Source organism: Streptomyces sp. NPDC016562 (assembly GCF_043076955.1).
In the GTDB taxonomy this organism is placed as follows: Bacteria; Actinomycetota; Actinomycetes; order Streptomycetales; family Streptomycetaceae; genus Streptomyces.
The window spans coordinates 1-20657 of sequence record NZ_JBIBRZ010000009.1 but is presented as its reverse complement, the minus strand read 5'-3'; the positions used below and the strand labels follow the sequence as shown (position 1 = coordinate 20657).

Sequence of the window (20657 nt, the reverse complement as noted above, 5' to 3'; positions counted from 1 at the left end):
GGAGCGGTAAGTCTACTTCTCGTGTGGATCACCGCTCGTCGGTAACCGTAAATCGAAGTTCAGGGCGACGGATCACGGTCCCCGGTACTTGGGCCGGGGGACCTACGGGGCCCCAGAGAGGGCCGCCGGCTTCGCGGGCTGCCTGGCCGATGTGCTTGGCGAGGACGACCGCTGCCCCACGTACTCGCCTGGACCGGCGTGGTGTCCGCTTCCGGCTGACCGGACTTGCGATCGACGCCCGGGCGCCGGGGGTCGATCGAACGAGGCGGTTTCGGGGCAGGGCCGTGTCGCTTCTGGGTTCGCGGCATTGAGCGGGCATGAGCACCCTCAAGCGCGCGGCGGTTGCCGCGCTGGCCGTCGCGGCATCCACAGCACCCGGCGCCACGGCCGCGCCGGCCTACAAGGGCGCGTCCAGCACGCAGGACATCGACGACAGCAGCTATGACGGGCCGTGGCCGGACAGCTGGAAGATCACGGTGAAGACGTGCGCGGCCTGCGCCGGGGGCACCGTGTATGCCTACGCCGAAGCGGCGTGGGACGGCTCCGCGTTCCGCAAAGCGGACGATGTGACGTTCTTCGACGGGGCCAAGTTGCGGTTGCAGATCAAGCAGTCCCGCGACGGCACCGACCCCGTGGTGATCGAGAGGAACTTCACCGCGATCGAGGACCGGCTGGAAGACAGCACGTCGAACGGCGACTAAAGGCTCAGACGCCCGCTCCTGCGCGGCCAGGAGGAAGACAACGCCGAACACCGACGGGTCCGTGCCCGCCTCGAGCACACCTTCGCCCGCATGAAGAACTGGAAGATCCTCCGCGACTGCCGCCAGAAAGGTGATGGTTTCCACCATGCCGTTGCCACCATGCACAACCTCGCCATGGCACGGTGAAACAGCAGGTCAAACAGCACGCAACCCTGCCCGAGCCAGACCTTCTGCGACACCCTTTAGCGGGTGGGAACGCTTGCACGGGCCAGGACGGACAACTCGAATGGGCGGAGCGCGTCGGTACGTTCCCACTCAGCAGGGTCGATTGTCTCGCGTTGCCGGGCGTACTCGATCGGCTGGAGCCGGTGCTCAAGCAGGAGGGCGTCCATCTGCTCGATGCTGAGGAACGTTTGCCAGGGCTCGCCCTGCTCGGCCGCGGCAGCCATGACCAGCTCCGCATACGACTGACCCGCCTCGTCGCGAAGTTCGGCCGGGAGGAGGTGCTCCACGATGAGCTCTGTGCCGGGTGCGAAGCCGCTGATGACGGCCAGGGTCTGCCTGATCGCCTCCGAGGTCAGGTACATCGTGACCCCGAGCCAGCTGACCAGCGCGGGTCGGTCCGGGTCAAAGCCGGCTCGCACGAGGTGATCGGTAAGTGACCGAGCGGACTCCTTCTCGAAGTCGACCGGGACGAAGAAGGCGGACGGTGGCACCGTCGTCCCCGTCTCAACCAGCAGCGCCCGTTTCCAGTGCTGGGTCGTCGGCTTGTCCACCTCGAACACCCGCACACCGTCGGCCAGTTCCGACCGGTAAGCGAAGGAGTCCAGCCCCGCACCGAGGATCACGTACTGGTCGACACCCCGGCCAGCCAGCTCGGCCAGCCGGTCCTCGGTGTAGCGGCTGCGGGTAACAGCCGTCGTCCGCGCGCCGGCCAGGACTGGGTGCCCACTATAGGACTGGTGGTAGTCGAGGAGTTCTTCAGCACGCTCCCCCAGGAAGGTCTGCGCCAGGGTGTCGGCGAAGATCGAGGGAGTCTCGTCGACGAGGAGGCGTGCCGCGCGTGCTGCGGCCGACATGAGAGCTGTCCGGCTGGGTTGTCCCTTGTTCATCATAATGCCGGACACTAGCCCAAGAATTTGACAGGATATCACAAAAGTAAAATTTTCGGAAGGGGCTTCCGGGTTCTGTTTTGGTAACGAATGCGATCCTCGCGATCCCCGGAATTACCTGCGGGTCAGCTCCGAGAAGCGACGACACCCTGCGTGTTCGGTCCCTCGCGCGAATGCCCAACGGGCAATCGGCGCCCGACCAATAACGGGTCGATCTGTGGAGCAGAGTCACTAGCGGTCGCCCTTCGAGCCGATGCTCGCCCCAGGCCGCCGAGTACGTCCCCGGGTCCGGCGTCGTGGCGAGCGGCTTCGCGGCGGAGCAGAAATTCGACGGCCACCGCGCGATCCTCTTCACCCCCGCCAGCCCGGGCGGCCGACTGCTCCTGCAGACCCGGCGCGGCTCCCTGGTCCAGGACCGGTTCCCCGACCTGGGCGCGGCCGCCGAGCAACTGCCGGACGGCCTGGTCCTCGATGGCGAGCTCGTCGTCTGGGACACCCCAGCCGGCAGGTTGTCCTTCGAAGCCCTCCAGCGCCGGGTCGCCGCCCGCGGCCGCACCGCTACCGCGCTCGCCGCGAAGACGCCCGCGTTCTTCATCGCCTTCGACGCCCTCCGGATCGACGGCACGGAGCTGCTGGCCCTGCCCTACGCCGAGCGGCGCCGGCGCCTGGAGGTCCTGTTCGCGGCCCGCCCGCTGACCGCCCCGTGGACGCTGTGCCCGATGGACCCAGGCAAGGCCAGGGAGTGGCTGGAGGACTGGACGGACGTCTCCGGCGTCGAGGGTCTGGTCGTAAAAGCCCTCGACCAGCGCTACCGGCACATCGGCGCCATTATCGGCGCCCTCATCCGCCCCCCGCCTCCTCATTTCTCGGTTGCCGCGACCCGACCGGCCGTCTCCGTCCCATCGGCCGCATCGTCCCTCTGCGCCCCGACGCCGTCCGCCAGATCGCCGAACATCTGGCCCCCGCCGGCCCCGTCCATCCCTGGACCGGCGCGAGGTTCACCTCGGCATGGGGAACCCGCGACGTCCTGGACACCACCCTGGGTCAGCCCGGCCTCGTAGCGGAGGTCAGCGCCGACACCTCCGTCGACCGGGGCGGCGTCTACCGGCATCCGATCCGGTACGTGCGCCTGCGTCTGGACGCGGCCGTGGAGGACGTGCCCCGGCTGGGCAGGGGCCCGGCCCCAGCCGCGGGATAGGGCCGCCGGACGAGTGCTGGGGTGGGCATCTGCGTGGAGTGGGAGGGGCAGGTGCCCACGGGGGACGGCTGGGGGCCGCTCACCGCGCCGGCCGCCGGTTCCAGCGTAAATTCCGATACACGCTGCGCACACCGTTGGCCTCGCCCTGCTCTTCCGGCACGCTGCGGACACCGGTGGTTCCCCCCGAGGCCGGGACCGCCAGCGCGGCGGCGGGCGTCATGCCGCGCACCGGGCCGCCTCCGCCACTCACGGCGTGGGGCGAGGGCGGATGTGGGTGACCTCGAAGCCGACGATCGCAGCAAGGATGTCAAGGAGAAGCTGGAAGAGCGGAGCCAGGCAGCCCTCCGCACCTCCGGTGTCGTGCCGGGTGCTTGCGCCCCGCCCGAGACCGGCTTCGTCGCCGCCCGGTGTGCGGGGTGAATAGGGGCTCCGGCATGGATGGCGGTGTCAGCGCCGGGGGTCAACCCTCGCCGGCCCGTGTCACACAGGATGCCGAACACAGAGCTTCTGTTGAGGGGTGATGGTCTGTCGCGGCTATGGTCGGGCGCAGTCCGCGCCGATAGGGCGTGCGCGGGCGAGGCCCGGTGATCCAGAGCGCTCTGGTGGCAGTAGCACCGGGCCGCCCCACCACCCGATGGACCCCCGCGTGAGCTCTGCCCGACCGCCGCCCGGTGACGGGCGGTGGGCTGCTGGTTGGTCGGACCCGGGCCGCTGTGGACCTCCCGGAGCACTGCGTGAGAGGCCCGAGGTCACTGTCGGGTCCCACAGGGAAGGGACCCGCCATTCGAGGCAACGCGCGGCGAACTGCGGGCGCCCTTCGAATATCAGATGCAGCGGCCCCCCACTTTGCCTGGCGGCCGCCGCGGGGGTTACGTGGTGGCCGTGTTTTGGCTGGGGGTGTGCGCGACGAGCGCGTGGGCGGCGGTGGGGTGGGCGGGTAGCAGGGCGCTGAGACCGGTGAGGTTCAGGAGCCGCTCAAGGCGGTCGGGGACGGCGGCGAGGACCAGGGTGCCGTCGGCGGTCTTGGCGCAGCGGAGGATGCCGACCAGGGCGTTGAAGCCGGAGGAGTCGCAGAAGGTGACGGACCCGAGGTCAAGGATCAGGTGGCGGTGGCCTTGTTCGATCAGGGCCAGTGCCTGGGCGCGCAGGTGGGGGGCGGTGGTTATGTCGAGTTCCCCCACGACGTGGGCCACGGCAAGGTCGCCGTCAGTGTGCTGTGCGGTGAGGCGGAAGTCGGTCACGATCTGCTCTCCGGCGTCTCGCCGGCGGGGGCGATGGTGTGGGCGGTGGCCGTGGCGGTGAGGCCGCCCGCGGCGTCGGCGAGGGGGACGGACAGGGCCAGCAGGGCGACGTCGTCACCGGCTCCGTGGGGCATGGCGTCGATGAGGTCGACGGTGTCCTCTATGACCGCCGCCGCGCTGACAGCTCCCGTGCGCGCGGAAAGGAAACGGGTCAGGCCCTCATCTCCGATCATTTCACCACCAAGGGTGCGGGCCTCGGTCAGTCCGTCGGTGTAGAGGAGCAGTCCTTCACCCGGGGCGAGGTGGATGCTGTGGGAGGCGAAGCGTGCGCCGTCGAGGGCGCCGATGAGCATGCCGCCCTTGGGGTGCACCGCTTCGATTGTCCCGTGGCCGCGCAGGTGATAGGCCGGAGGGTGCCCGCCGGTGGCCACCGTGATGGTGAATCCTTCCCTCTCGTGCGGTTCAAGGACGCCGAAGACAGCGGTACAGAACCGGGTGCCGACATCCGGGTCCAGCAGCAGCGCGGTGTTCAGCGAGGTAAGGACCACGTCGGGGTCGGGGTCGATCAGGGCCGCGGCGCGCAGCGTGTAGCGGGTCAAAGAGGTCAGGGCGGCGGCTTCGGGGCCCTTGCCGCACACATCGCCTAGGAAGAATGCCCACCTCGCGCCGTCGAGGGGGAAGACGTCGTAGAAGTCACCGCCCACGTTCTGCGGGGAGGCGGTGGCGTAGTGGCAGGCCAGCTCCAGCCCCGGCACCACCGGAAGCGCCGGCGGCAGCAGAGTGCGCTGAAGAGTGGAGGCGAACGCCTCGATGGCGCTCTTGTCCCGCTCGGCGCGCTGCCGGGCCTCCTCCTGCTCCCGGCGCCGCTCCTGCTCGGCGCGCAGGGCGTTCAAGGCGGCTAGGCGCATCTCCATCTCATCCAGCACGATCGCGGCCAGGTCCGCGAGGGTGGCGGTGTCGTCCTCGGTGATCAGGCGCGGCCTGGTGTCGAGGATGTTGACGGTGCCCAGCCGGTGCCCGTCGGCGGTGATGATCGGAGCCGCGGCATAGAAACGGACGCCCATCGGCCCGGCGACCAAGCCATTGTTGAAGGCGACGGGATCGACGAGCGTGTCCGGGAGCACCAGAACCTCGTCGGACAGGATCGCCGAGCCGCACAGGCCCGGCTCCCGGCTGATCTCGTTGACGCCTTCCAGACCGTGGGCGGCCTTGAACCAGATCCGGTCCTCGTCCACGATCGTGACGCTGGCCACCGGCACCTTGAACAGCCGGGCCGCCATCGCCGCGACGCGGTCGAACGCACCGTCCGGCGGGGTGTCGAGGATGTCATAGCGGCGCACCGCGTCCATCCGGGCCGCTTCTTCTGCCGCACTGAGCGTCTGCCGGCCCGGCGTGCCCGCCGGGTCGGTCGCGTGTCCCGCTTGCGGCATCGATTGCCTTTCCTTGCCGCGCCGGCCTCGATGGCCAACGACTCTCGCAGCCTAGACCGCCCCACCTGTCGCCAGGAAACCCGGGCCAAACGGGAGGCACAGACAAGCCCGCCCCCGGAGGTACCAAGATCCGACGGAAGGACACCTTGTGCCAGCAGCTCATTGGGTTCGCCCAGGCGGGGGTACCGGTCCTGGTGGTCCGCGGCTTCAGCTCTCAGTCCTACGCCGACGTCGTTCACGACTGCGTCACACGGGGGCCACGCGACGCCTCCTTCGGGAGTGTTCGGGGACTTGGGCGGGTTGTCGGAGAAGAGATCGAGGAGGCCTGAGAGGGGGTTCCGCGAGAGTTCGGTGGCTCTCGTAGCGGTTGAATGCGGGTTGTCCGGTTCTCGGCTTCACGGTCCGGTCGGCGCGCGGAGTGCTGGTGGGCATGGGCCAACGTCCTCCGTACCCGAGTGGCCTGCCGGATGAAGCGTGGGAGCTGATCCGGCCGGTGATCACCGCGTGGAAGGCACGGCATCCCTCGGTCAGCGGCCACGGGGGCGCCTATGACATGCGGGAGATCGTGAACGTGATCCTCTACCAGGCCCCGCTTCGACTCGGTCGTGGGCCTGCGACCTGGGCGCCATACGGCCGCTCCAGGACCGGCACGGGCCGCCGCGTTCGTGTACGACGGGACCTGCGGGGGACCGGAGTGATGACCGCGCCCTCTACCTGGCGCGGCTGGTGCTCCTCCGTCCTGCCGCGCCGCTGGAGCAGGGTCATGTTCGTCTTGCTGCGGAACCCCTTCTGGCGCAGGCTGGCAGTGAAGAGTGCTTTCACCTCCGGTAGCCATGGAACCCATAGGCAAGATCGCTGGTCATGCGGCGGTGACCGTGCGGTTCGACATTGCTCGCCAAGTGATCATGGACGGGGAGCGGTGCGGGCCGGTGCCGGGCACCCGTCTCGGTACGCAGGTAGACGCGGGCGCGCGACGGTATGGCGCGTGACTAATGAGCCTTCTCCCGTGGCAGTCTGCGGATCCAGACGATGACGTGGAGCCGGAGGTACCCCGCCCGTGGCGGCGGACATCAATCCCACCGTCAGGAGACGTCGTCTGGGGGCTGAACTGCGCCGGCTCCGCCAGGCCAGTGGACTGAAGAGCGCAGAAGTGGCTGAGTGGCTGATGGTCCCCCAGCCCAAGGTCAGCTACCTGGAGAACGGCCGCCGTGCGATCAGTCCCCGCGATGTGCGCGACCTGTGCGCGCTCTACAGGGTGTCGGACGATCAGGTCGTCGACGCGCTGTCTGCCCCCTTCCGGGAGGCGGGGGGGGAACCGCCATGAGTCCTGTTGTCACCCCGGTCGTAGGAGTCGTCGTACTCCTCGTCCTGCTCGCCCTCGTCGTCACCCCGCTACAAGGTCGCCGGCCCCAGTGAGGCGTTCATCATCACCGGACGCCGCGGCAAACGCTCCACCGATCCGGAGACCGGGCGGATATCGACCGACACCACCGGTCAGAAGGTCGTTGTCGGAGGCGGCGTGTTCGTCGTCCCGTTCGTCCAGCAGCGCTACACCCTCGACCTGTCCAGCCACCACATCCCGATAGCCGTCCGGGGCGCGGTCACCCTGCGCGGCATCAAGGCCAACCTGGAGGGCGTCGCGATCGTCAAAGTCGGCGGCAACGAGGACGCCATCCGCGCGGCCGCCCAGCGCTTCCTGCAGCAGCAGGACGGCATCGTCGGCTTCACCCAGGAAGTCCTCTCCGGCGCCCTGCGCGCCATCGTCGGCTGCATGTCGATCGAGGACATCATCCGGGACCGTGCCGCGTTCGCCGGGCAGGTCGCCGAGGAGGCCGAGGCCAGCCTGTCCGGCCAAGGCCTGGTCCTGGACGCCTTCCAGATCCAGGACATCACCACCGAAGGCTCCTACCTCGAAGACCTCGGCCGACCCGAAGCCGCCCGCGCCAAGCAGGAAGCCGACATCGCCGAGGCCAACGCCCGCCAGGCCGCCGAACAGGCACGACTGAAGGTCGAGGAGGAAATCGCCGTCGCCCAGCGCACGCTGTACCTGCGCCAGGCCGAGATCAAGGCGGAGACCGACGCGGTGACGGCCCAGGCCAACGCCGCTGGCCCTCTGGCGGATGCCGACCGCCAGCCGCAGATCCTCGCCGAGCAGGAGAAGGTCGCCGAACGGCAGGCGGCGCTGACCGACCGCCAGCTCGACACTCAGGTCCGCAAGCCCGCCGACGCCCGCCGCTATCAGGCGGAACAGGAAGCGGAAGCCCTCCGCGTCGCTCGCGTCAAGCAGGCCGAGGCCGAGCGCCTGGCGGCCATCGCCGCCGCCCAGGCCGAGGCCGAGCGGGCCCGCTTGACCGGCGAGGGTGAGAAGCAGCGCCGCTCCGCACTCGCGGAAGCCGAGGCCATCGAGGGCGCCAAGCGCGGCGAGGCCGAACGTGCCCGCCGTGCCGCCATCGCCGAGGCCGTACGCCTGGAGGGTGACGCGGAGGCCGCCCCCATCGCGGCCAAGGGCGCCGCGGAGGCCGAAGCGATGCAGAAGAAGGCAGACGCCTTCGAGAGCTACGGTGACGCGGCGATGATCCAGATGATGGTCGAGGCACTGCCCCAGGTAGTAGCCAAGGCCGCCGAACCGCTGGCCGCCATCGACAAGATGACCGTCATCTCCACCGACGGCGCAAGCAAACTCTCCCGCCCCGTCACCGACAACGTCGCCCAGGGCATGGAACTCCTCTCCTCCACCACCGGCGTCGACCTCGCCCAACTCCTGGGAAGCCTCACCCCCGTCAAGACGTCCACCATGCCCGAGTCGAACCCGTCCAACGGCAAGATCGAAATCATCGGCTAGCCGCTCCCGCACCCTCGGGGCCCGCTGAGAGCGGGCCCCGAGGGTGCGGGAGCGGAGGCAGACACCCGAAGAGGGGATGCCAGGTGAATTACGACCGTGAGCCAGTTTTCAGACGAAGCAAGTGGGGCACCCAGAGGTACTACTACAACCCGCGCAACCCCATCGGACTCATCCTGATCATCATCACTCCACTCCTCGCCGGGACGATGCTGCTCCTCATGGCGAACCAGGTAGGCCCGTTCGCACCAGAGCCCGCGCCCACATGGAGTCCGCCACGATAACGAGTACCCCTGGACACCGCCGGCGAGCACTCCTACACCCTGGCCGACCCCGCGGCCCACCAGCCTCCCCGAGCCGTGAGCGACACTCCGCCGGGGCGTGACAGCGAGAACCGCTGAGCGTCCCTGACCGGTCGGTGCAGACGATCGCTGACACAACCTTTAGACATCGAGGTAGGAGACGCGTCATGGGCATTCTGGCTTGGATTCTCATCGGGCTGCTCGCGGGCCTCATCGCGAAGGCGATCATGCCGGGCAAGGACCCGGGTGGCATCATCATCACCATGCTCGTCGGGATCGCGGGCGGTCTGCTCGGCGGCTGGCTTGGCAAGGTCATCTTCGACGTCGACTCCATCGACGGGTTCTTCGATCTCTCCACCTGGATCGCCGCCATCGTCGGCTCCGTCATCCTGCTGGCCCTCTACCGGCTGTTCACCGGCAACAAGCGCCACCACCACAGCCACGCCTGACCCACGCCTGCGACCGCATACGGCAAACGGCTCCCCCCGAGGGCGGAGCCGTTTCGTCCATCGCGGAAACTGCAGCGCACAGCCCGGCACGATTCGGCTCCCCCTTGGGGTATGAAGGGGAGGCCAATCGGTACCGGGCTGTGCGCTGCGGCTGGTTCACACGGCGGTCTGGGGTGACGGCGCGACGTGCGCCGGCTCCAGGACCTGGTGTTGTCAGTACTCGCCGTGCTGCTGGCCCTTGTAGTGGCCGTCGTTGGTTCCGCTGGCGTTGATGCAGGTGTTGCCGAAGGCGGGGTTGAGGAGGCCGACGATGTTGACGGTGTTGCCGCAGATGTTGACGGGGATGTGGATGGGGACCTGGACGACGTTGCCGGACAGGACGCCGGGGGAGCCGATGGCGGCGCCTTCGGCGGTGGCGTCGGCGGCGGCGATGCCGGCCCCGCCTGCCAGGACGGCACCGGCGGCGGCGGTGGCGGCTACGGCCTTGGCGATACGGAACATCGGAATTCTCCTTGAAGGCTCACGGTTTGCGGGGGAATCCAGCTCGGACGACGCACCCCACAACCGCCCGTAGCGCCTGTCCGTCACGGGTACTGGGCCGAATCGGTGACCTGATACGTGTGGCTTACGAGCTCAGCCCTGACCGCTACACACCCGCGGTGCCTGCCCCGGAGCGCGGCAGGATACGAAGGGGCGGGGGAGTGGAGGGGTCGGCTTCGGTGTCAACGCACCCCGTTCGATGTCACCCAGGGTGGCGAACGCTGTGCTGGTGATGCGGGGCGCCGGCCGGCTGCGGCTATCGTCGGGCGCAGTCCGCGCCGATAGGGCGTGCGCGGGCGAGGCCTGGTGACCAGAGCGCTCTGGCAGTAGCAGTACCGGGCCGCCCCCACACCGGTCCGGGCCGCTTCCGCGCTCGGCCTGAGTCGGGCTGCGGCGGGAAACCTGCTGGCCTGTGCGGCGGCTGGAGTCCCTACCGCCTCCCCGGGAGCGCCTTTCCGGGCGAGCGTCGGGCGACGTGGGGAATGAGGCTCGTGGAGCGATCGTCAGCGACCGGCGGATCACAGGACTGCGGGCCGAGGTGATAACTCGTCGCCGAGGTGGGTCCGTTATGGCATGAACGGCATCAGGCGGGACTGGAGTCCAGGCCGTGAAGGCGGGCCGTCCGGGCCGGCGCAAAGCACCGGCTGTTCTTCATCGACCGGCTCCTGGCCACGCTCGTCCATCTCCGCCACGCAACCACTCATGACGTGCTGGCCTGCTGGTTCGGCGTCGACCGTTCCACGGTCACCCGGGCGATCGGCGAGGTGCGGCCACTGCTCGCCGAGCGGGGCTGCACCGTCGCCACCGGCATCCGGCTCCGCACCCTGGCCCAGGTCATCGACCACCTCGGCGCCAGCGGAGAGACCGGAATCATCGACGGCACCGAGATCCGAGTCCGGCGGCCAGCCGCAGGCCGCAGGGACCGAGAGAAGTTCATCTCCGGCAAGAACAAGCAGAGCGCCGTGAAGGCCATGGTCCTCACCGACTCTGCTGGCAGGTTGTTGTTCTGCAGTCCAGCCCAGCCGGCAAGCTGTGCCGACATCGCCCCTGCCCGGCAGTTGCGCCTGGGAGGTTCTCGCTGGCGCCGGTTATCAGGGGCTGGGTGCTCAGACCGGTGGCCGTGTCGTGACGCCACCGCACCGCAAGTTCAAGAAGAACCCGCCAGACTCGTACGAGGAGATCTACGAGCGGCAGCGCAAGGCGCATTCCTCACGGCGTATCCGCGTCGAGCACGGCATCGCACACCTCAAGAACTGGCGAGCCCTCGCCCGGCACCTGGGCCGACGCGAGCACATGAGCGACACGATCCAAGCCGTCGCCGGACTCCTTTCACACCGGCAGACCGTCACCCGCGGGGCCAGTCAGCGACAGTGAACGCCGGGCCGACCTGCACCTTTCGACGGGTCACCGCCAACCATGCACGAGCTCGTTAGCTCTCGCCGCGGCCTGAATCCGCCCGCCGCAATGACGGCCACTCAGTCGCCGAGGGGTGCGGTCACAGGTCCGCAGGCCCAGCTCCCGGTCCAGCCAACCGTGCGGCACGGGCCAGAGGGGGCCGGGGGCTGTGGATCGGTCGAGTGTCATCGGCTCAGTCAGGCCTCTTCTTTGCCTGTCCGGCCCTTCGCCAGATGGTCGTCATTCCAAGCGCCAGGATGCCTAGCGCCGCGACCACGATGGCGACCTTGATCGCACGGTCCAGCAACAGGTGGTGAAGGAATTCCGACGACTCCGCTCCGAGGCTTGTCATCGCTGGCCGTCCTGACGCCGCGACCAGGACGCCCCGTTCTTCCGGCCCTCAAGCCGTCGGGCAGCAGCGCGCAGCCCGGCCCTCACCACAGGGTCCGCATACCGGCGTACCTCGTCGAGCCTGTCCCTGCGCTTGAGAGTCAGGGCTATGGCGAAGACCAGCAGCGCCAGCACCACGAGAGCGCCCACTATCAGACCGAACCTGATGAGCATGAGATTGAGGTACGTCTCCACGAAGAGGCCTCCAACGGTTATGTCACGTCTGTGATACATCCGTTGTATCACAGACGTGATAGAAAGGTTCTGTGCCCAAGCATGTAGACCCGATCGCTCGCCGTCGCCACGTCGTCGACGCTTTGTTCCGAGTCGTCGTCCGCGAAGGTCTGCATCGCACCTCACTTCGAGCCGTCGCCGACGAGGCCCAGCTCAACATCGGCTCCCTGCGCCACTATTTCGCCAGTCAGCAGGACCTGATGCGGTTTGCGATGCAATCGATGCTCGACCGGGTCGGCAGCCGACTGCTCGAACACGTCGAGCGGATCGGAGACCTGGGCAGCCGCCCCCGCCCCGAACAGCTCCAGCTCGCAGCCGGGCTCCTGGCCGAGCTTCTGCCGCTCGACGAACACCGCCATGCCGAAGTCAGCGTCTTCCTGGACTTCAACACCGCTGCCCGCACCAACCCGGCCTTCGGCGACCTGTCACGCCAGGCCGCCGAAGGCACGAGAAGGCTGATGCGCCGCGTACTCACCCGGCTCGACGCGACAGGCGCCCTGCGCCCCGGCCTCGACCTCGACATCGAGACCGAGCGGCTAACGGCGCTCCTTGACGGACTCAGCATCAGCGCCGTCCTGCACCCCGAGATCGTGTCCCCACAGGCATGTGTCGATGTGCTGCTCACGCATCTGGGCGATCTGTCACTGCCCATGGGGACTCCGGACTCGGCGCCCTGACTGCAGTGCCCGGTGGATTAAAGCTGTGTGAGCCTCAGGAGCGCTCGACGAGGGAGAACCTGGCACTGGAAAATCTGCACTGACCGAAGTGGCGCGCCTCGGCGACGTCGCTCAGGGCGCGTACGGACGCTGTGCGCTAAGGGTGAGTCCTTGACAGTGACATGGCATGACCGTGCCTGCCCGCATCACGTGGCCGATCTGCGGGATGCCGCCTCCATCGACCGACAGCAGCCGCGTCGCCGGTTCAGGGCTGCCGCCACCGCTGCGCCTGCTGCCCTTTGAGCTGCTTGCCCCCTGCGCGACCCGCCCAGATTGTCGGACTGTTCCGGCATGATGAATCAACGGATCGGTCGATGACGGCGAGACACGTGCATGAGGCTGAAACTGAATGAAGAGTGGGTGGTTGGCGAACGCCTCGGGGAGGGGGGCTTCGGCGCAGTCTTCGAGGCCCGCTCCGCCGACGGCCGGCTTGCCGCCGTCAAGCTGGTGGAGAAGCGACCGGGCGCTGACCGGGAGCTGCTGTTCACCGAGCTGGAGGCTGCCCGCAACGTCGTGCCCGTCATCGACAGCGGCGAACACGAGAACTACTGGGTGCTCGTCATGCCCCGCGCCGACACGTCGCTGCGAGCGCATCTCGAACAGGCGGGACGCCTGGCCCTGGAAGAGGCCGTAGACATCCTGAGCGACATCGCCGAGACCCTGACGGACCTCGAGGGACGTGTCGTCCACCGCGATCTCAAGCCCGAAAACGTGCTGCTCCTCAACGGCCGCTGGTGCCTGGCTGACTTCGGCATCGCACGCTACGCCGAAGCCACTACCGCCCTCCATACGTATAAGGGCGGCGGAAGCCTTCCCTGCATGGCACCCGAGTCGTGGAAGTACCAGCGGGCCACCGGCGCAACCGACATCTACGCCCTTGGCGTGATCGCCTACGAGCTCCTGAAGGGCACCAGACCCTTCAACGGCCCGCACGAGCACAACTACCAGGAACAGCACCTGCACGGCACCCCGCCGCCCCTCACCACCGCCCCCGGACTCCTGGCCTCACTCGTCACCGAATGCCTCTACCGCGCGCCCCAAGGCCGCCCGGCCGCCGGCAATGTACTCGAACGCCTGAGCCGCATACCTGCCACGACCCTGACCGGGGGGCTCGCAGCGCTGGCCGAGGCCAACCGAGTCGAAGCGGCCAGCCGATCCCAAGCCGACCGCCAGGCATCAGCCCAAGCCACCGAAGCCGAACGGCGCGAAGACCTCCTCGAAGCCGCCCGGCCGCGCCCACCGGCCGGTACCGTGCGCCCACGTCGCGCACGAGTGGCCGCGCATAAGCGTGAACTCGCCAACCTCGCCGGCGACCACCTCGCCGATGTCGCCGACGCCACCGAGCAAGGCATCCACCGCATCAACCACAACCCACAACTGCCATGGTCCTTCCTCGCCCACACCGGCCTGACCATCCACCCACTACACCCACCGCACTTACGAAAAGATCAGTAGGCACGCGGGCGTCGAGGCGAGGGTGGGCGGAAGCGGTGCCGGCGTTGATGGCCGCGTTGCAGGCCAGAGCGGACAAGGCCCAGGTGTAGGCCGGGCGGGACGGTGGCTGCGGGCCCCCCGGATTCCCGGGCGGTCGGGCCGTCAGCTAACTAGGATCGGCCCATGACTAGAGCGTGCCTCCTTGATCCGTTTGCCGGTTGATCGGATATGTCTGTCCGGCTAGTGATCACTGATGCGATGTGGACCGAATCGAGCCGTTGATGCCAGCCGATCCGGTCCGCGGTCGGCGATGGGCCGACCATCGTCGCACCCTGGAGGCCATCGCCTGGAAGTACCGCACCGGCTCGCCCTGGCGGGACCTCCCGGACGAGCTGGTCTCATTCCAGACCGCTCACAAACGGCTGCTCAGGTGGGCTGTGGACGGCAGCTGGGAACGGATCCTCGCCACGCTCCTGGCAGCGGCCGACGGCACTGACGACATCGGGTGGACCGTGTCGGTGGACTCCACCGTCTGCCGGGCCCACCAGCACGCCGCCGGAGCCAGGAAAAAGGGGCACCATTTCAGGCTGAGCCCGATGACCATGCGCTCGGACGTTCCCGCGGCGGCCTGAGTACGAAAGTCCATCTCGTCAGCGACGGCCATGCACGGCCCTTGGCCCTCCGCGTCACGGTGGGACAGGCGGGCGACGCGCCGGCCTTCGAGGTGGTCATGGCAGACATCCGTGTTCCGCGAAGCGGGCCAGGAAGACCGCGAACCCGGCCGGACGCCGTCCTGGCGGACCGCGCGTATTCATCCCGCGCGATCCGCGCACATCTCCGTCGACGAGGCATCCGTGCCGTGATCCCGCAGCCCGCCGACCAGGTCGGTCACCGACTGCGGCGAGGTCGCGCCGGTGGCCGCCCGCCCGGCTTCGATCCCGAGGCATACAAGCAGCGCAACGCGGTCGAGCGATGCATCAGCCGGCTCAAGCAGTGGCGGGGTCTGGCCATGCGAACGGACAAGCTCGCCATCGTCTACCGGGCAGCGCTCTACCTTGCTGCCATCCTCATCTGGGCCCGGGCGGAGGGGCGTCGGGTGACACAATTTGGAGAGGCACGTCCTCAGCCCAGCGTGACAACATGCGGCAATGGTCTTTCGACACCCCGACGGCGACTACGCGATCACCACGATGTACTCCGTGCCCGATGACGCCTGGTATCTGGAACTGGATCTCGTGGCCGGACAACAAACTCTCGTGATCGCAATCGTCCCCGACGAGGATCCGGCGCGGGAGCCGACGGTATGCTTCAACCCGAACGCAGGACACACTGACGTCCCGTACGAGGTCATGCGCTGGTTTATGCACCAGGTCGATGAAGAGATCCGTAGCTCCCGTGCCTGGATGCAGCTGAGACCGGAGCTCGTCGAGATCATCTACCAACTCCGTCAGGAGTACATGGGCGTCATCGACGATGACGACTTTCCTCAGGTTCTGGCGGACATGCGCACCACCGTACCCGAGGAAGACCTCCCCGCCGTTCTAGAGGCAGCTTTCGGGCGGAATTCTGACGACACACCATGAACCACCTGCAAACACCCCCGGCCTGTAGACAATCAAGGAGACAGTGCCTAGTCGACGTCAGCTGATACTTCGCCTGTTACTGCCCCTGCCCCTGCTGTTGGCGTCCATGCTCTCCCTGGCGGCCTGCAGCTCGACGCCCTCCAAGGCCACGGTGGCGCGCGAGTTTACCAAGTCCGCCTGCGCCTCCCTGCAGCAGCTGACCGACCAACTCGCCCGCCCCCGGCCGTCAAATCTGACCGACCCCTACTACCAGACCGCCGAGCAGTACCTGAACACGGCGACCAACCGCGCCGCCGACGCGGCTCAACAGGACCACGGCTACCAGTAGTTCGCCGACACCCTGCACCGGGCGGCCGAGACCTGGCAGGTCACCTTCACGCTGGACGAGGCCGAGCCGCTGATCCAGCAGGCGCGGAAGGAAAAGTGCTGACGCTCTCGACGTGAACCTAGTCGGGTGCAGATCTTCTGGGTGTGCCTGTTCGTCCTGCTGACCTGCCGTTGCCCTTTCCAGCCCCTCAGGCCGAACCCCTGGTGCTCGGACCACTCCTTCGAGCAGGAGTTCACCAGAGGCTGTGACCAGCGGGAATGTGCGGCATGCGGAACCCTCGCGGCCCACCTCGAGCCGTCCCGGGCCCGCCAGTGCTGCTCGGGCACCTGTCGGCAAAGAGCGGTCCGCCGGCGAGCCGGACTCCGGGATCGCGCAGCTCAACCCCCTGCCGGTCCAGCTTCGCTGTCACAGGTCAGCCATTGAGCGATCCGGCGAGTGACTCTGCAGAGAGTTGCACGGGCCGGTCACTGCCGCTGGCGTGCGAGTTGACCGATAGGGGGGGAGCAGATCGGTCGCCCTGGTGACTGGTGACCGGCGTGACCGGTCACGAGGTTGGGCAAGCCCAAGGCTTACCTGGGCGAGCCACCCTCCAGGGTGGCTTGCCCAGGTAAGCGTAGCCGGGTTCAGGACCGCTGCGCGGGGAGCGCAGGCTGGTCGGTGTGGTGGCGCAGCCGGGGCCACAGAGGGGGTCCGGCCAGGGCATCGAGCAGGATCGCGGCCACCTGCCGGTCCACGGTGCGGGTCCGCCTCGCCTCGTCGATCACGAAGGGCATCTGCCACGCCCAGAGCTCACGTGCGGCCGCATTCAGGCGCCCGGCTGACCAGACCCATCGCGGTGATGGCCGGCTCGTCCGTCAGGTGCGGCGAGACGTACTCCGCGATGACCTGGTCCCGCAGGCCGGGCGGGCCGGGCTTCGCGCACACCCGCCAGACCAGGTTCAGCTCCTCACCCAGGTCCGCAGCATCTCCTCCGTCCAAGGGTGCTCGTAGCGGCCCGGCGGCCTCCACACCACGTCCTCCGGCAGGACCACCGGCCGCCCACCGTGCTCGGGCTGGGGCTTCCCGTAGGCCGTGCGCACCGCACGGATCGCGTCCTCGCACGAGTCGGACTCGGTGTCGATCGTGAACTTCAAGGCCCACCCCCAAGCTCAGCGCTCTGTGCCCGGAGGCTACCCGGCGCGCACTGCCGCAACGGGGTGTTCCGGGGGAGGGGGCAAGCCCAAGGGGACGCTGGGCAAGCCACCCCGGGCGGCGGCTTGCCCACCCCGGCCGGGGTGGGCTGAGGTGGGCAGGCCGGGCCGACAGCACGGTCCCGGACCGGAGGAGGAAGCGGTGCGCGGTTTCGAGACGGGCCAGACGGTCGTGCGGCGTGACGTGCACCGGTCGGGGCGGGTGTGGAGTGAGCTGGCGCTGCGGGTCGTTGCCGACACCGGGGAGGCGCTGGTGACGGCCTGCGCGCCCGGAGCGCAGGCACGGTGGCCCGCGCTGTACGCGCAGGCCCGCGCGGAGGGGGACCTGTCGGTGCGCACGGAGGCGTTCGACGCGATGGCGGCCGGCCGGTGGGACCTCGAGGACGCCGTGTGGCAGGAGACCGACCTGCTGCTGTGGAAACCGCCGGCGGCCTGGTTTAGCATCAACGCCTTCTGCGTCCCCGACGGGGACGGGCGCCGGCTGCGGAACTGGTACATCAACTTCGAGCACCCCACCCGCCGTACCGCGGCTGGCTTCGACACCCTCGACCTCACCGTGGACCTGGTGATCCCGCCCGACCTCGCCTGCTGGGAGTGGAAGGACGAGGACGAGTACGACCACGTGCGGCGCCTTGGCATCGTCTCCGACACCGAGCACCGGGCCGTGGACGCCCTCCGCGGTGAGGTCTTGGCCCTGCTCGCTGAACGTTCTGGCGTCTTCGCGCAGGCCGAGCGGTGGGCGGCCTGGAGGTGGGAGCCGACTTGGCCCACGCCGTGCCTGCCCCGGCCTGCGGCAGCCGCGGAGAGGGTTGTGCCGGAGGGGGGTTGGAGGGTTGTGTGGAGGGGTGGGCTAGGAGTTGCACCGGGGGTGTGACCGGGTGTGGGACCCTCCTTTTTGTGTTCTTGAGTCTCGTGTCTGGTCGGGCCCGGTGGGCAAGCCCCATCGCCATGGCGACACCTCTAATTCGCTAGCAATGAGAGGTTCTGGATCTCCGAGGGGCCCGGGGCGGCGTTGTCCAGCCCAGGGCAGGACGTGTGTGGTCCGGTCGGTGCCGTGGTGACCCCTACGACACCTCCGACCGTGTGAGTTCTGCAGAAAGACCGGTGGCGCCGTGGTGCCGGCCGGTCCTCGCACGTTCTGCCCCCACGGGCCCGTCGGGTTCGGGATCCTTGAGGAATGAGCTGCCGCACGGTGACGCGTTTCTCCTCACGAGCTTCGAGCTCTGGACACGGCGTGCGCCCGTGCGGTCTGGCGGTGCCGCGCACGGCTGATGAGGTGGCGGGCCTTGGAGCCCTGGAATTAGTGCGCCGTGCGGCCCCGCGTGCTCGCCTTCGAGAACAGCATCGGAGAAGGGGCGGGATCCATGGACGCGTTCTGCGGGATCGACTGGGCGGAGGGACACCACGACGTCGCGCTCGTCGACGACACCGGCAAGCTGCTGGCCAAGTGCCGGATCAATGACGACCTGGACGGCTACGGGCTGCTGCTGGACCTGTTGGCCGAGCGCGGCGACACGAGCGGAGACGCCGGTCCCGGTGGCGATCGAGACCAGCCGGGGCCTGCTGGTGGCCACGCTGCGGCAGGGCCCTCGGAAGATCTACGCGGTCAACCCGATGGCTGCCTCCCGCTACCGCGACCGGCATGGAGTCAGCCGCAAGAAGTCGGACCCGGGCGACGCCCTGGTCCTCGCGAACATCATCCGCACCGACGCGCCGGTGCACCGCCCGCTGCCCGCCGACACCGACCTGGCCCAGGCGGTCGCCGTCCTGGCCCGCGCACAGCAGGACGCGGTCTGGAACCGGCAGCAGGTCGCCAACCAGTTGCGCTCTCTGCTGAGGGAGTACTTCCCGGCGATGATCGAGGCGTTCAGGGACAAGCCGGGAACCCTGACCCGCCCCGATGCCCGCCGCATCCTCGCCGTCGCGCCCACACCTGCCCTGGCCGCCAAGCTGCAGATGTGGAAGCTGACCGCCATGCTTCGGCGAGCCGGCCGCCGCCGGGGCATCGAAACGGACGCCGAACGAATCCAGCAGCTCTTCCGCCAGGAATCTCCTCGGCAGCTGCCCCTCGTCGAGGAGGCCATGGGCAAGCAGGCTCTGGCCCTGCTGCTGCAGCTGGACGCGGCCTGCGAGGCGGTCGATGACCTGGCGCGGGGCCACCGAGGAGGCCTTTCGCTCACACCCGGATGCAGCGATCATGCTGAGCTTCCCGGGGATCGGCCCCCAGGTCGGTGCCCGCATTCTGGGCGAGATCGGCGACGACAGGAGCCGGTTCGCCACGGCTGGAGGACTGAAGTCGTACGCCGGCTCCGCCCCGATCACGCGGGCCTCCGGCAAACGCCGCTACGTCGGACGCCGGTTTGTCAAGAACAACCGGCTCAACCACGTCGGCCACCTATGGGCCTTCGCCTCCCTCAGCGGTTCCACCGGCGCGGACGCCCACTACCGGCGCCGCCGGGCAGGAGGGGACTGGCACATGCAGGCCCTGCGGCACCTGTTCAACCGGATGCTCGGCCAGCTCCACCACTGCCTCCAGACCCGCGTCCCCTTCGACGAGACCATCGCGTTTCCGATTGCTGCGCTTGCCGACCGGAAGTGACTGCTCCCGAGAAACTGAGTCGCTGCTGTTCGGGGCACAGACCAGATTGGCCCAGTGGATACGCGTCGCCCCTGCCCCTGCTGCGGTCATCTTGTCTTCGATGCTGAAGATGGGTGGCCCGGTTCCTATGCCATCTGCCCGGTCTGCTTCTGGGAAGATGACCCGGTGCAGTTCCGCTGGCCGTTCAGGCCAGGTGGCGCCAATCGATGGTCGCTCGCCGAGTCTCAGCAGAACTTCCAGGCCTATGGCGCCTGCAACCAGCGGGGTCGGCGGTTTGTTCGACCCCCGGCCGATGACGAACCTCTCGACCCGGGGTGGCGCCCGATCGACCCGGCCACCGACTTGTTCGAGGATTTCGCGGGCGAAGACCGCCGTCCTTGGCCTGATGATGGGGCAGCCCTGTGCTGGTGGCTCCCTTCCTTCTGGGGAGCTCCCGAAGAGCCGGCGCACGATCCGAACCGCGAGGTGGTGATCGACGTCGGTTCGGTGCGCAGCGAGCGTGATCTCCACGAGGCTCTGAAGCGGGAGCTCGGATTCCCGTCGTTCTACGGCATGAACTGGGACGCATTCTGGGATGCGGTCACCGGCCTCGTCGAGATGCCCAAGCGGCTGCGTTTCGTCCGCTGGGCCGAGTTGGAACTCCGAGCACCGCTGGCTGCGACCATGCTCGGGGCCCAGTTGAAGAGATACGACGAGACGGTCCAGGGGATCAGCGTCGCCTATGAGCAGTAGCGGTGATCAAGGTCAACTTGACCCGTTAGCCGCATGAGGTGTCTTTCTCCGCGATAGCCGGAGGAAGAGGTCTGCTTCTTTTCGGGCCCGGGGCGGCCTTCACCACCACAGTCCCATCCAGTCCAGCTCAGGTCGGCTCGGACCGGCTGCTACAGCCCGGCCCGCTCCCCGGTCACCGCCCAGCGCGGCGCCCCCTGCCGCGCGGCCTGCCCGGGCGCACTGCGTGCGTCCGGGCGTGAAGACG

Annotated in this window: 18 protein-coding genes and 7 pseudogenes; 17 read left to right on the top strand and 8 right to left on the bottom strand. The window is 68.6% G+C overall.

Translation table 11 applies throughout. The annotated features are described in order from the left end of the window. Window positions 1–317 precede the first annotated feature (317 nt). Both ACF059_RS28880 and ACF059_RS28875 read left to right on the top strand, forming a co-directional pair. Window positions 318–701 carry a hypothetical protein gene (locus ACF059_RS28880; RefSeq protein WP_392062625.1) on the top strand — a complete coding sequence of 128 codons (384 nt, stop codon included), beginning with the start codon at window positions 318–320 and terminating at the stop codon, window positions 699–701. Between the two features lie 27 nt (window positions 702–728). Next, window positions 729–887, top strand: a pseudogene (locus ACF059_RS28875) (IS5/IS1182 family transposase); the annotation flags it as partial. A 56-nt stretch (window positions 888–943) separates the two neighbouring features. Here the strand turns inward: ACF059_RS28875 and ACF059_RS28870 are convergent. Further along, the gene (locus ACF059_RS28870) at window positions 944–1816 is read right to left on the bottom strand and encodes a class I SAM-dependent methyltransferase (protein ID WP_392062622.1); all 873 of its coding nucleotides are present in this window, start codon (window positions 1814–1816) and stop codon (window positions 944–946) included. Between the two features lie 293 nt (window positions 1817–2109). Here ACF059_RS28870 and ACF059_RS28865 point away from each other — a divergent pair, with 293 nt between their 5' ends. Then, a complete protein-coding gene (locus ACF059_RS28865; RefSeq protein ID WP_392062620.1) occupies window positions 2110–2874 on the top strand; it encodes an ATP-dependent DNA ligase in 765 nt (254 codons plus the stop codon). A 1006-nt stretch (window positions 2875–3880) separates the two neighbouring features. Here ACF059_RS28865 and ACF059_RS28860 read toward each other — a convergent pair. Together ACF059_RS28860 and ACF059_RS28855 are read right to left on the bottom strand one after the other, a co-directional pair. After that, window positions 3881–4252, bottom strand: coding sequence for an STAS domain-containing protein (locus ACF059_RS28860; RefSeq protein WP_392062617.1), 372 nt, complete (start codon window positions 4250–4252; stop codon window positions 3881–3883). After that, entirely contained in the window at window positions 4249–5682 is a 1434-nt protein-coding gene (locus ACF059_RS28855) for a PP2C family protein-serine/threonine phosphatase (protein ID WP_392062614.1), read from the bottom strand. The genes ACF059_RS28860 and ACF059_RS28855 overlap by 4 nt, the downstream gene beginning before the upstream one ends. Before the next feature lie 430 nt (window positions 5683–6112). Between ACF059_RS28855 and ACF059_RS28850 the strand changes: the two are divergent. The 4 genes and pseudogenes from ACF059_RS28850 to ACF059_RS28835 all read left to right on the top strand — a co-directional run. Continuing rightward, window positions 6113–6307 (top strand): annotated as a pseudogene (locus ACF059_RS28850) (IS5/IS1182 family transposase); the annotation flags it as partial. Window positions 6308–6739: 432 nt separating this feature from the next. Next, a pseudogene (locus ACF059_RS28845) lies at window positions 6740–6988 on the top strand (helix-turn-helix domain-containing protein); the annotation flags it as partial. Window positions 6989–7002: 14 nt separating this feature from the next. Then, a pseudogene (locus ACF059_RS28840) lies at window positions 7003–8524 on the top strand (flotillin family protein). 466 nt (window positions 8525–8990) lie between these two features. Then, entirely contained in the window at window positions 8991–9272 is a 282-nt protein-coding gene (locus ACF059_RS28835; protein WP_392062611.1) for a GlsB/YeaQ/YmgE family stress response membrane protein, read from the top strand. Between the two features lie 213 nt (window positions 9273–9485). On the opposite strand, the gene ACF059_RS28830 is transcribed toward ACF059_RS28835, so the two are convergent. Further along, entirely contained in the window at window positions 9486–9773 is a 288-nt protein-coding gene (locus ACF059_RS28830; protein ID WP_392062608.1) for a chaplin, read from the bottom strand. A 683-nt stretch (window positions 9774–10456) separates the two neighbouring features. On the opposite strand from ACF059_RS28830, the pseudogene ACF059_RS28825 reads away from it, so the two are divergent. Both ACF059_RS28825 and ACF059_RS28820 read left to right on the top strand, forming a co-directional pair. After that, window positions 10457–10798: pseudogene (locus ACF059_RS28825) on the top strand (transposase family protein); the annotation flags it as partial. A gap of 139 nt (window positions 10799–10937) precedes the next feature. Then, window positions 10938–11186: a transposase gene (locus ACF059_RS28820; protein WP_392062605.1), complete on the top strand. Its 249-nt coding sequence runs from the start codon at window positions 10938–10940 to the stop codon at window positions 11184–11186. 369 nt (window positions 11187–11555) lie between these two features. On the opposite strand, the gene ACF059_RS28815 is transcribed toward ACF059_RS28820, so the two are convergent. Then, window positions 11556–11792, bottom strand: coding sequence for a hypothetical protein (locus ACF059_RS28815; RefSeq protein ID WP_392062603.1), 237 nt, complete (start codon window positions 11790–11792; stop codon window positions 11556–11558). A gap of 71 nt (window positions 11793–11863) precedes the next feature. On the opposite strand from ACF059_RS28815, the gene ACF059_RS28810 reads away from it, so the two are divergent. The 5 genes and pseudogenes from ACF059_RS28810 (at window position 11864) to ACF059_RS28790 (ending at window position 15892) form a co-directional block, all read left to right on the top strand. Next, on the top strand, window positions 11864–12508 hold the full coding sequence (locus tag ACF059_RS28810) for a TetR/AcrR family transcriptional regulator (protein WP_392062600.1): 645 nt from the start codon (window positions 11864–11866) through the stop codon (window positions 12506–12508). A 372-nt stretch (window positions 12509–12880) separates the two neighbouring features. Further along, the gene (locus tag ACF059_RS28805; RefSeq protein WP_392062597.1) at window positions 12881–14002 is read left to right on the top strand and encodes a serine/threonine-protein kinase; all 1122 of its coding nucleotides are present in this window, start codon (window positions 12881–12883) and stop codon (window positions 14000–14002) included. A gap of 207 nt (window positions 14003–14209) precedes the next feature. Then, window positions 14210–15062 (top strand): annotated as a pseudogene (locus tag ACF059_RS28800) (IS5 family transposase); the annotation flags it as partial. Between the two features lie 67 nt (window positions 15063–15129). Beyond that, window positions 15130–15564: a hypothetical protein gene (locus ACF059_RS28795; protein ID WP_392062594.1), complete on the top strand. Its 435-nt coding sequence runs from the start codon at window positions 15130–15132 to the stop codon at window positions 15562–15564. Window positions 15565–15607: 43 nt separating this feature from the next. Beyond that, a complete protein-coding gene (locus tag ACF059_RS28790) occupies window positions 15608–15892 on the top strand; it encodes a hypothetical protein (protein ID WP_392062591.1) in 285 nt (94 codons plus the stop codon). A 623-nt stretch (window positions 15893–16515) separates the two neighbouring features. On the opposite strand, the gene ACF059_RS28785 is transcribed toward ACF059_RS28790, so the two are convergent. The 3 genes from ACF059_RS28785 to ACF059_RS28775 are packed head-to-tail and all read right to left on the bottom strand — an operon-like array spanning window position 16516 to window position 17025. Beyond that, window positions 16516–16665: a hypothetical protein gene (locus tag ACF059_RS28785; protein ID WP_392062588.1), complete on the bottom strand. Its 150-nt coding sequence runs from the start codon at window positions 16663–16665 to the stop codon at window positions 16516–16518. 16 nt (window positions 16666–16681) lie between these two features. Then, window positions 16682–16816 carry a hypothetical protein gene (locus ACF059_RS28780; RefSeq protein WP_392062585.1) on the bottom strand — a complete coding sequence of 45 codons (135 nt, stop codon included), beginning with the start codon at window positions 16814–16816 and terminating at the stop codon, window positions 16682–16684. Between the two features lie 14 nt (window positions 16817–16830). After that, on the bottom strand, window positions 16831–17025 hold the full coding sequence (locus tag ACF059_RS28775) for a hypothetical protein (protein WP_392062582.1): 195 nt from the start codon (window positions 17023–17025) through the stop codon (window positions 16831–16833). A gap of 199 nt (window positions 17026–17224) precedes the next feature. Between ACF059_RS28775 and ACF059_RS28770 the strand changes: the two genes are divergently transcribed. The 3 genes and pseudogenes from ACF059_RS28770 (at window position 17225) to ACF059_RS28760 (ending at window position 20413) form a co-directional block, all read left to right on the top strand. Then, the gene (locus ACF059_RS28770) at window positions 17225–17956 is read left to right on the top strand and encodes a DUF402 domain-containing protein (RefSeq protein WP_392062579.1); all 732 of its coding nucleotides are present in this window, start codon (window positions 17225–17227) and stop codon (window positions 17954–17956) included. Between the two features lie 490 nt (window positions 17957–18446). Further along, window positions 18447–19681 (top strand): annotated as a pseudogene (locus ACF059_RS28765) (IS110 family transposase). A 54-nt stretch (window positions 19682–19735) separates the two neighbouring features. Beyond that, on the top strand, window positions 19736–20413 hold the full coding sequence (locus tag ACF059_RS28760; protein ID WP_392062576.1) for a CPCC family cysteine-rich protein: 678 nt from the start codon (window positions 19736–19738) through the stop codon (window positions 20411–20413). The last annotated feature ends 244 nt before the right edge of the window (window positions 20414–20657 follow it).

Bases quoted from the DNA above. Each gene is read 5' to 3' on its own strand.
- ACF059_RS28880 (WP_392062625.1), top strand. From the start codon at position 318: ATGAGCACCCTCAAGCGCGCGGCGGTTGCCGCGCTGGCCGTCGCGGCA.
- ACF059_RS28870 (WP_392062622.1), bottom strand. From the start codon at position 1,816: ATGATGAACAAGGGACAACCCAGCCGGACAGCTCTCATGTCGGCCGCA.
- ACF059_RS28855 (WP_392062614.1), bottom strand. From the start codon at position 5,682: ATGCCGCAAGCGGGACACGCGACCGACCCGGCGGGCACGCCGGGCCGG.
- ACF059_RS28835 (WP_392062611.1), top strand. From the start codon at position 8,991: ATGGGCATTCTGGCTTGGATTCTCATCGGGCTGCTCGCGGGCCTCATC.
- ACF059_RS28830 (WP_392062608.1), bottom strand. From the start codon at position 9,773: ATGTTCCGTATCGCCAAGGCCGTAGCCGCCACCGCCGCCGCCGGTGCC.
- ACF059_RS28805 (WP_392062597.1), top strand. From the start codon at position 12,881: ATGAGGCTGAAACTGAATGAAGAGTGGGTGGTTGGCGAACGCCTCGGG.
- ACF059_RS28795 (WP_392062594.1), top strand. From the start codon at position 15,130: ATGGTCTTTCGACACCCCGACGGCGACTACGCGATCACCACGATGTAC.
- ACF059_RS28785 (WP_392062588.1), bottom strand. From the start codon at position 16,665: ATGCCCTTCGTGATCGACGAGGCGAGGCGGACCCGCACCGTGGACCGG.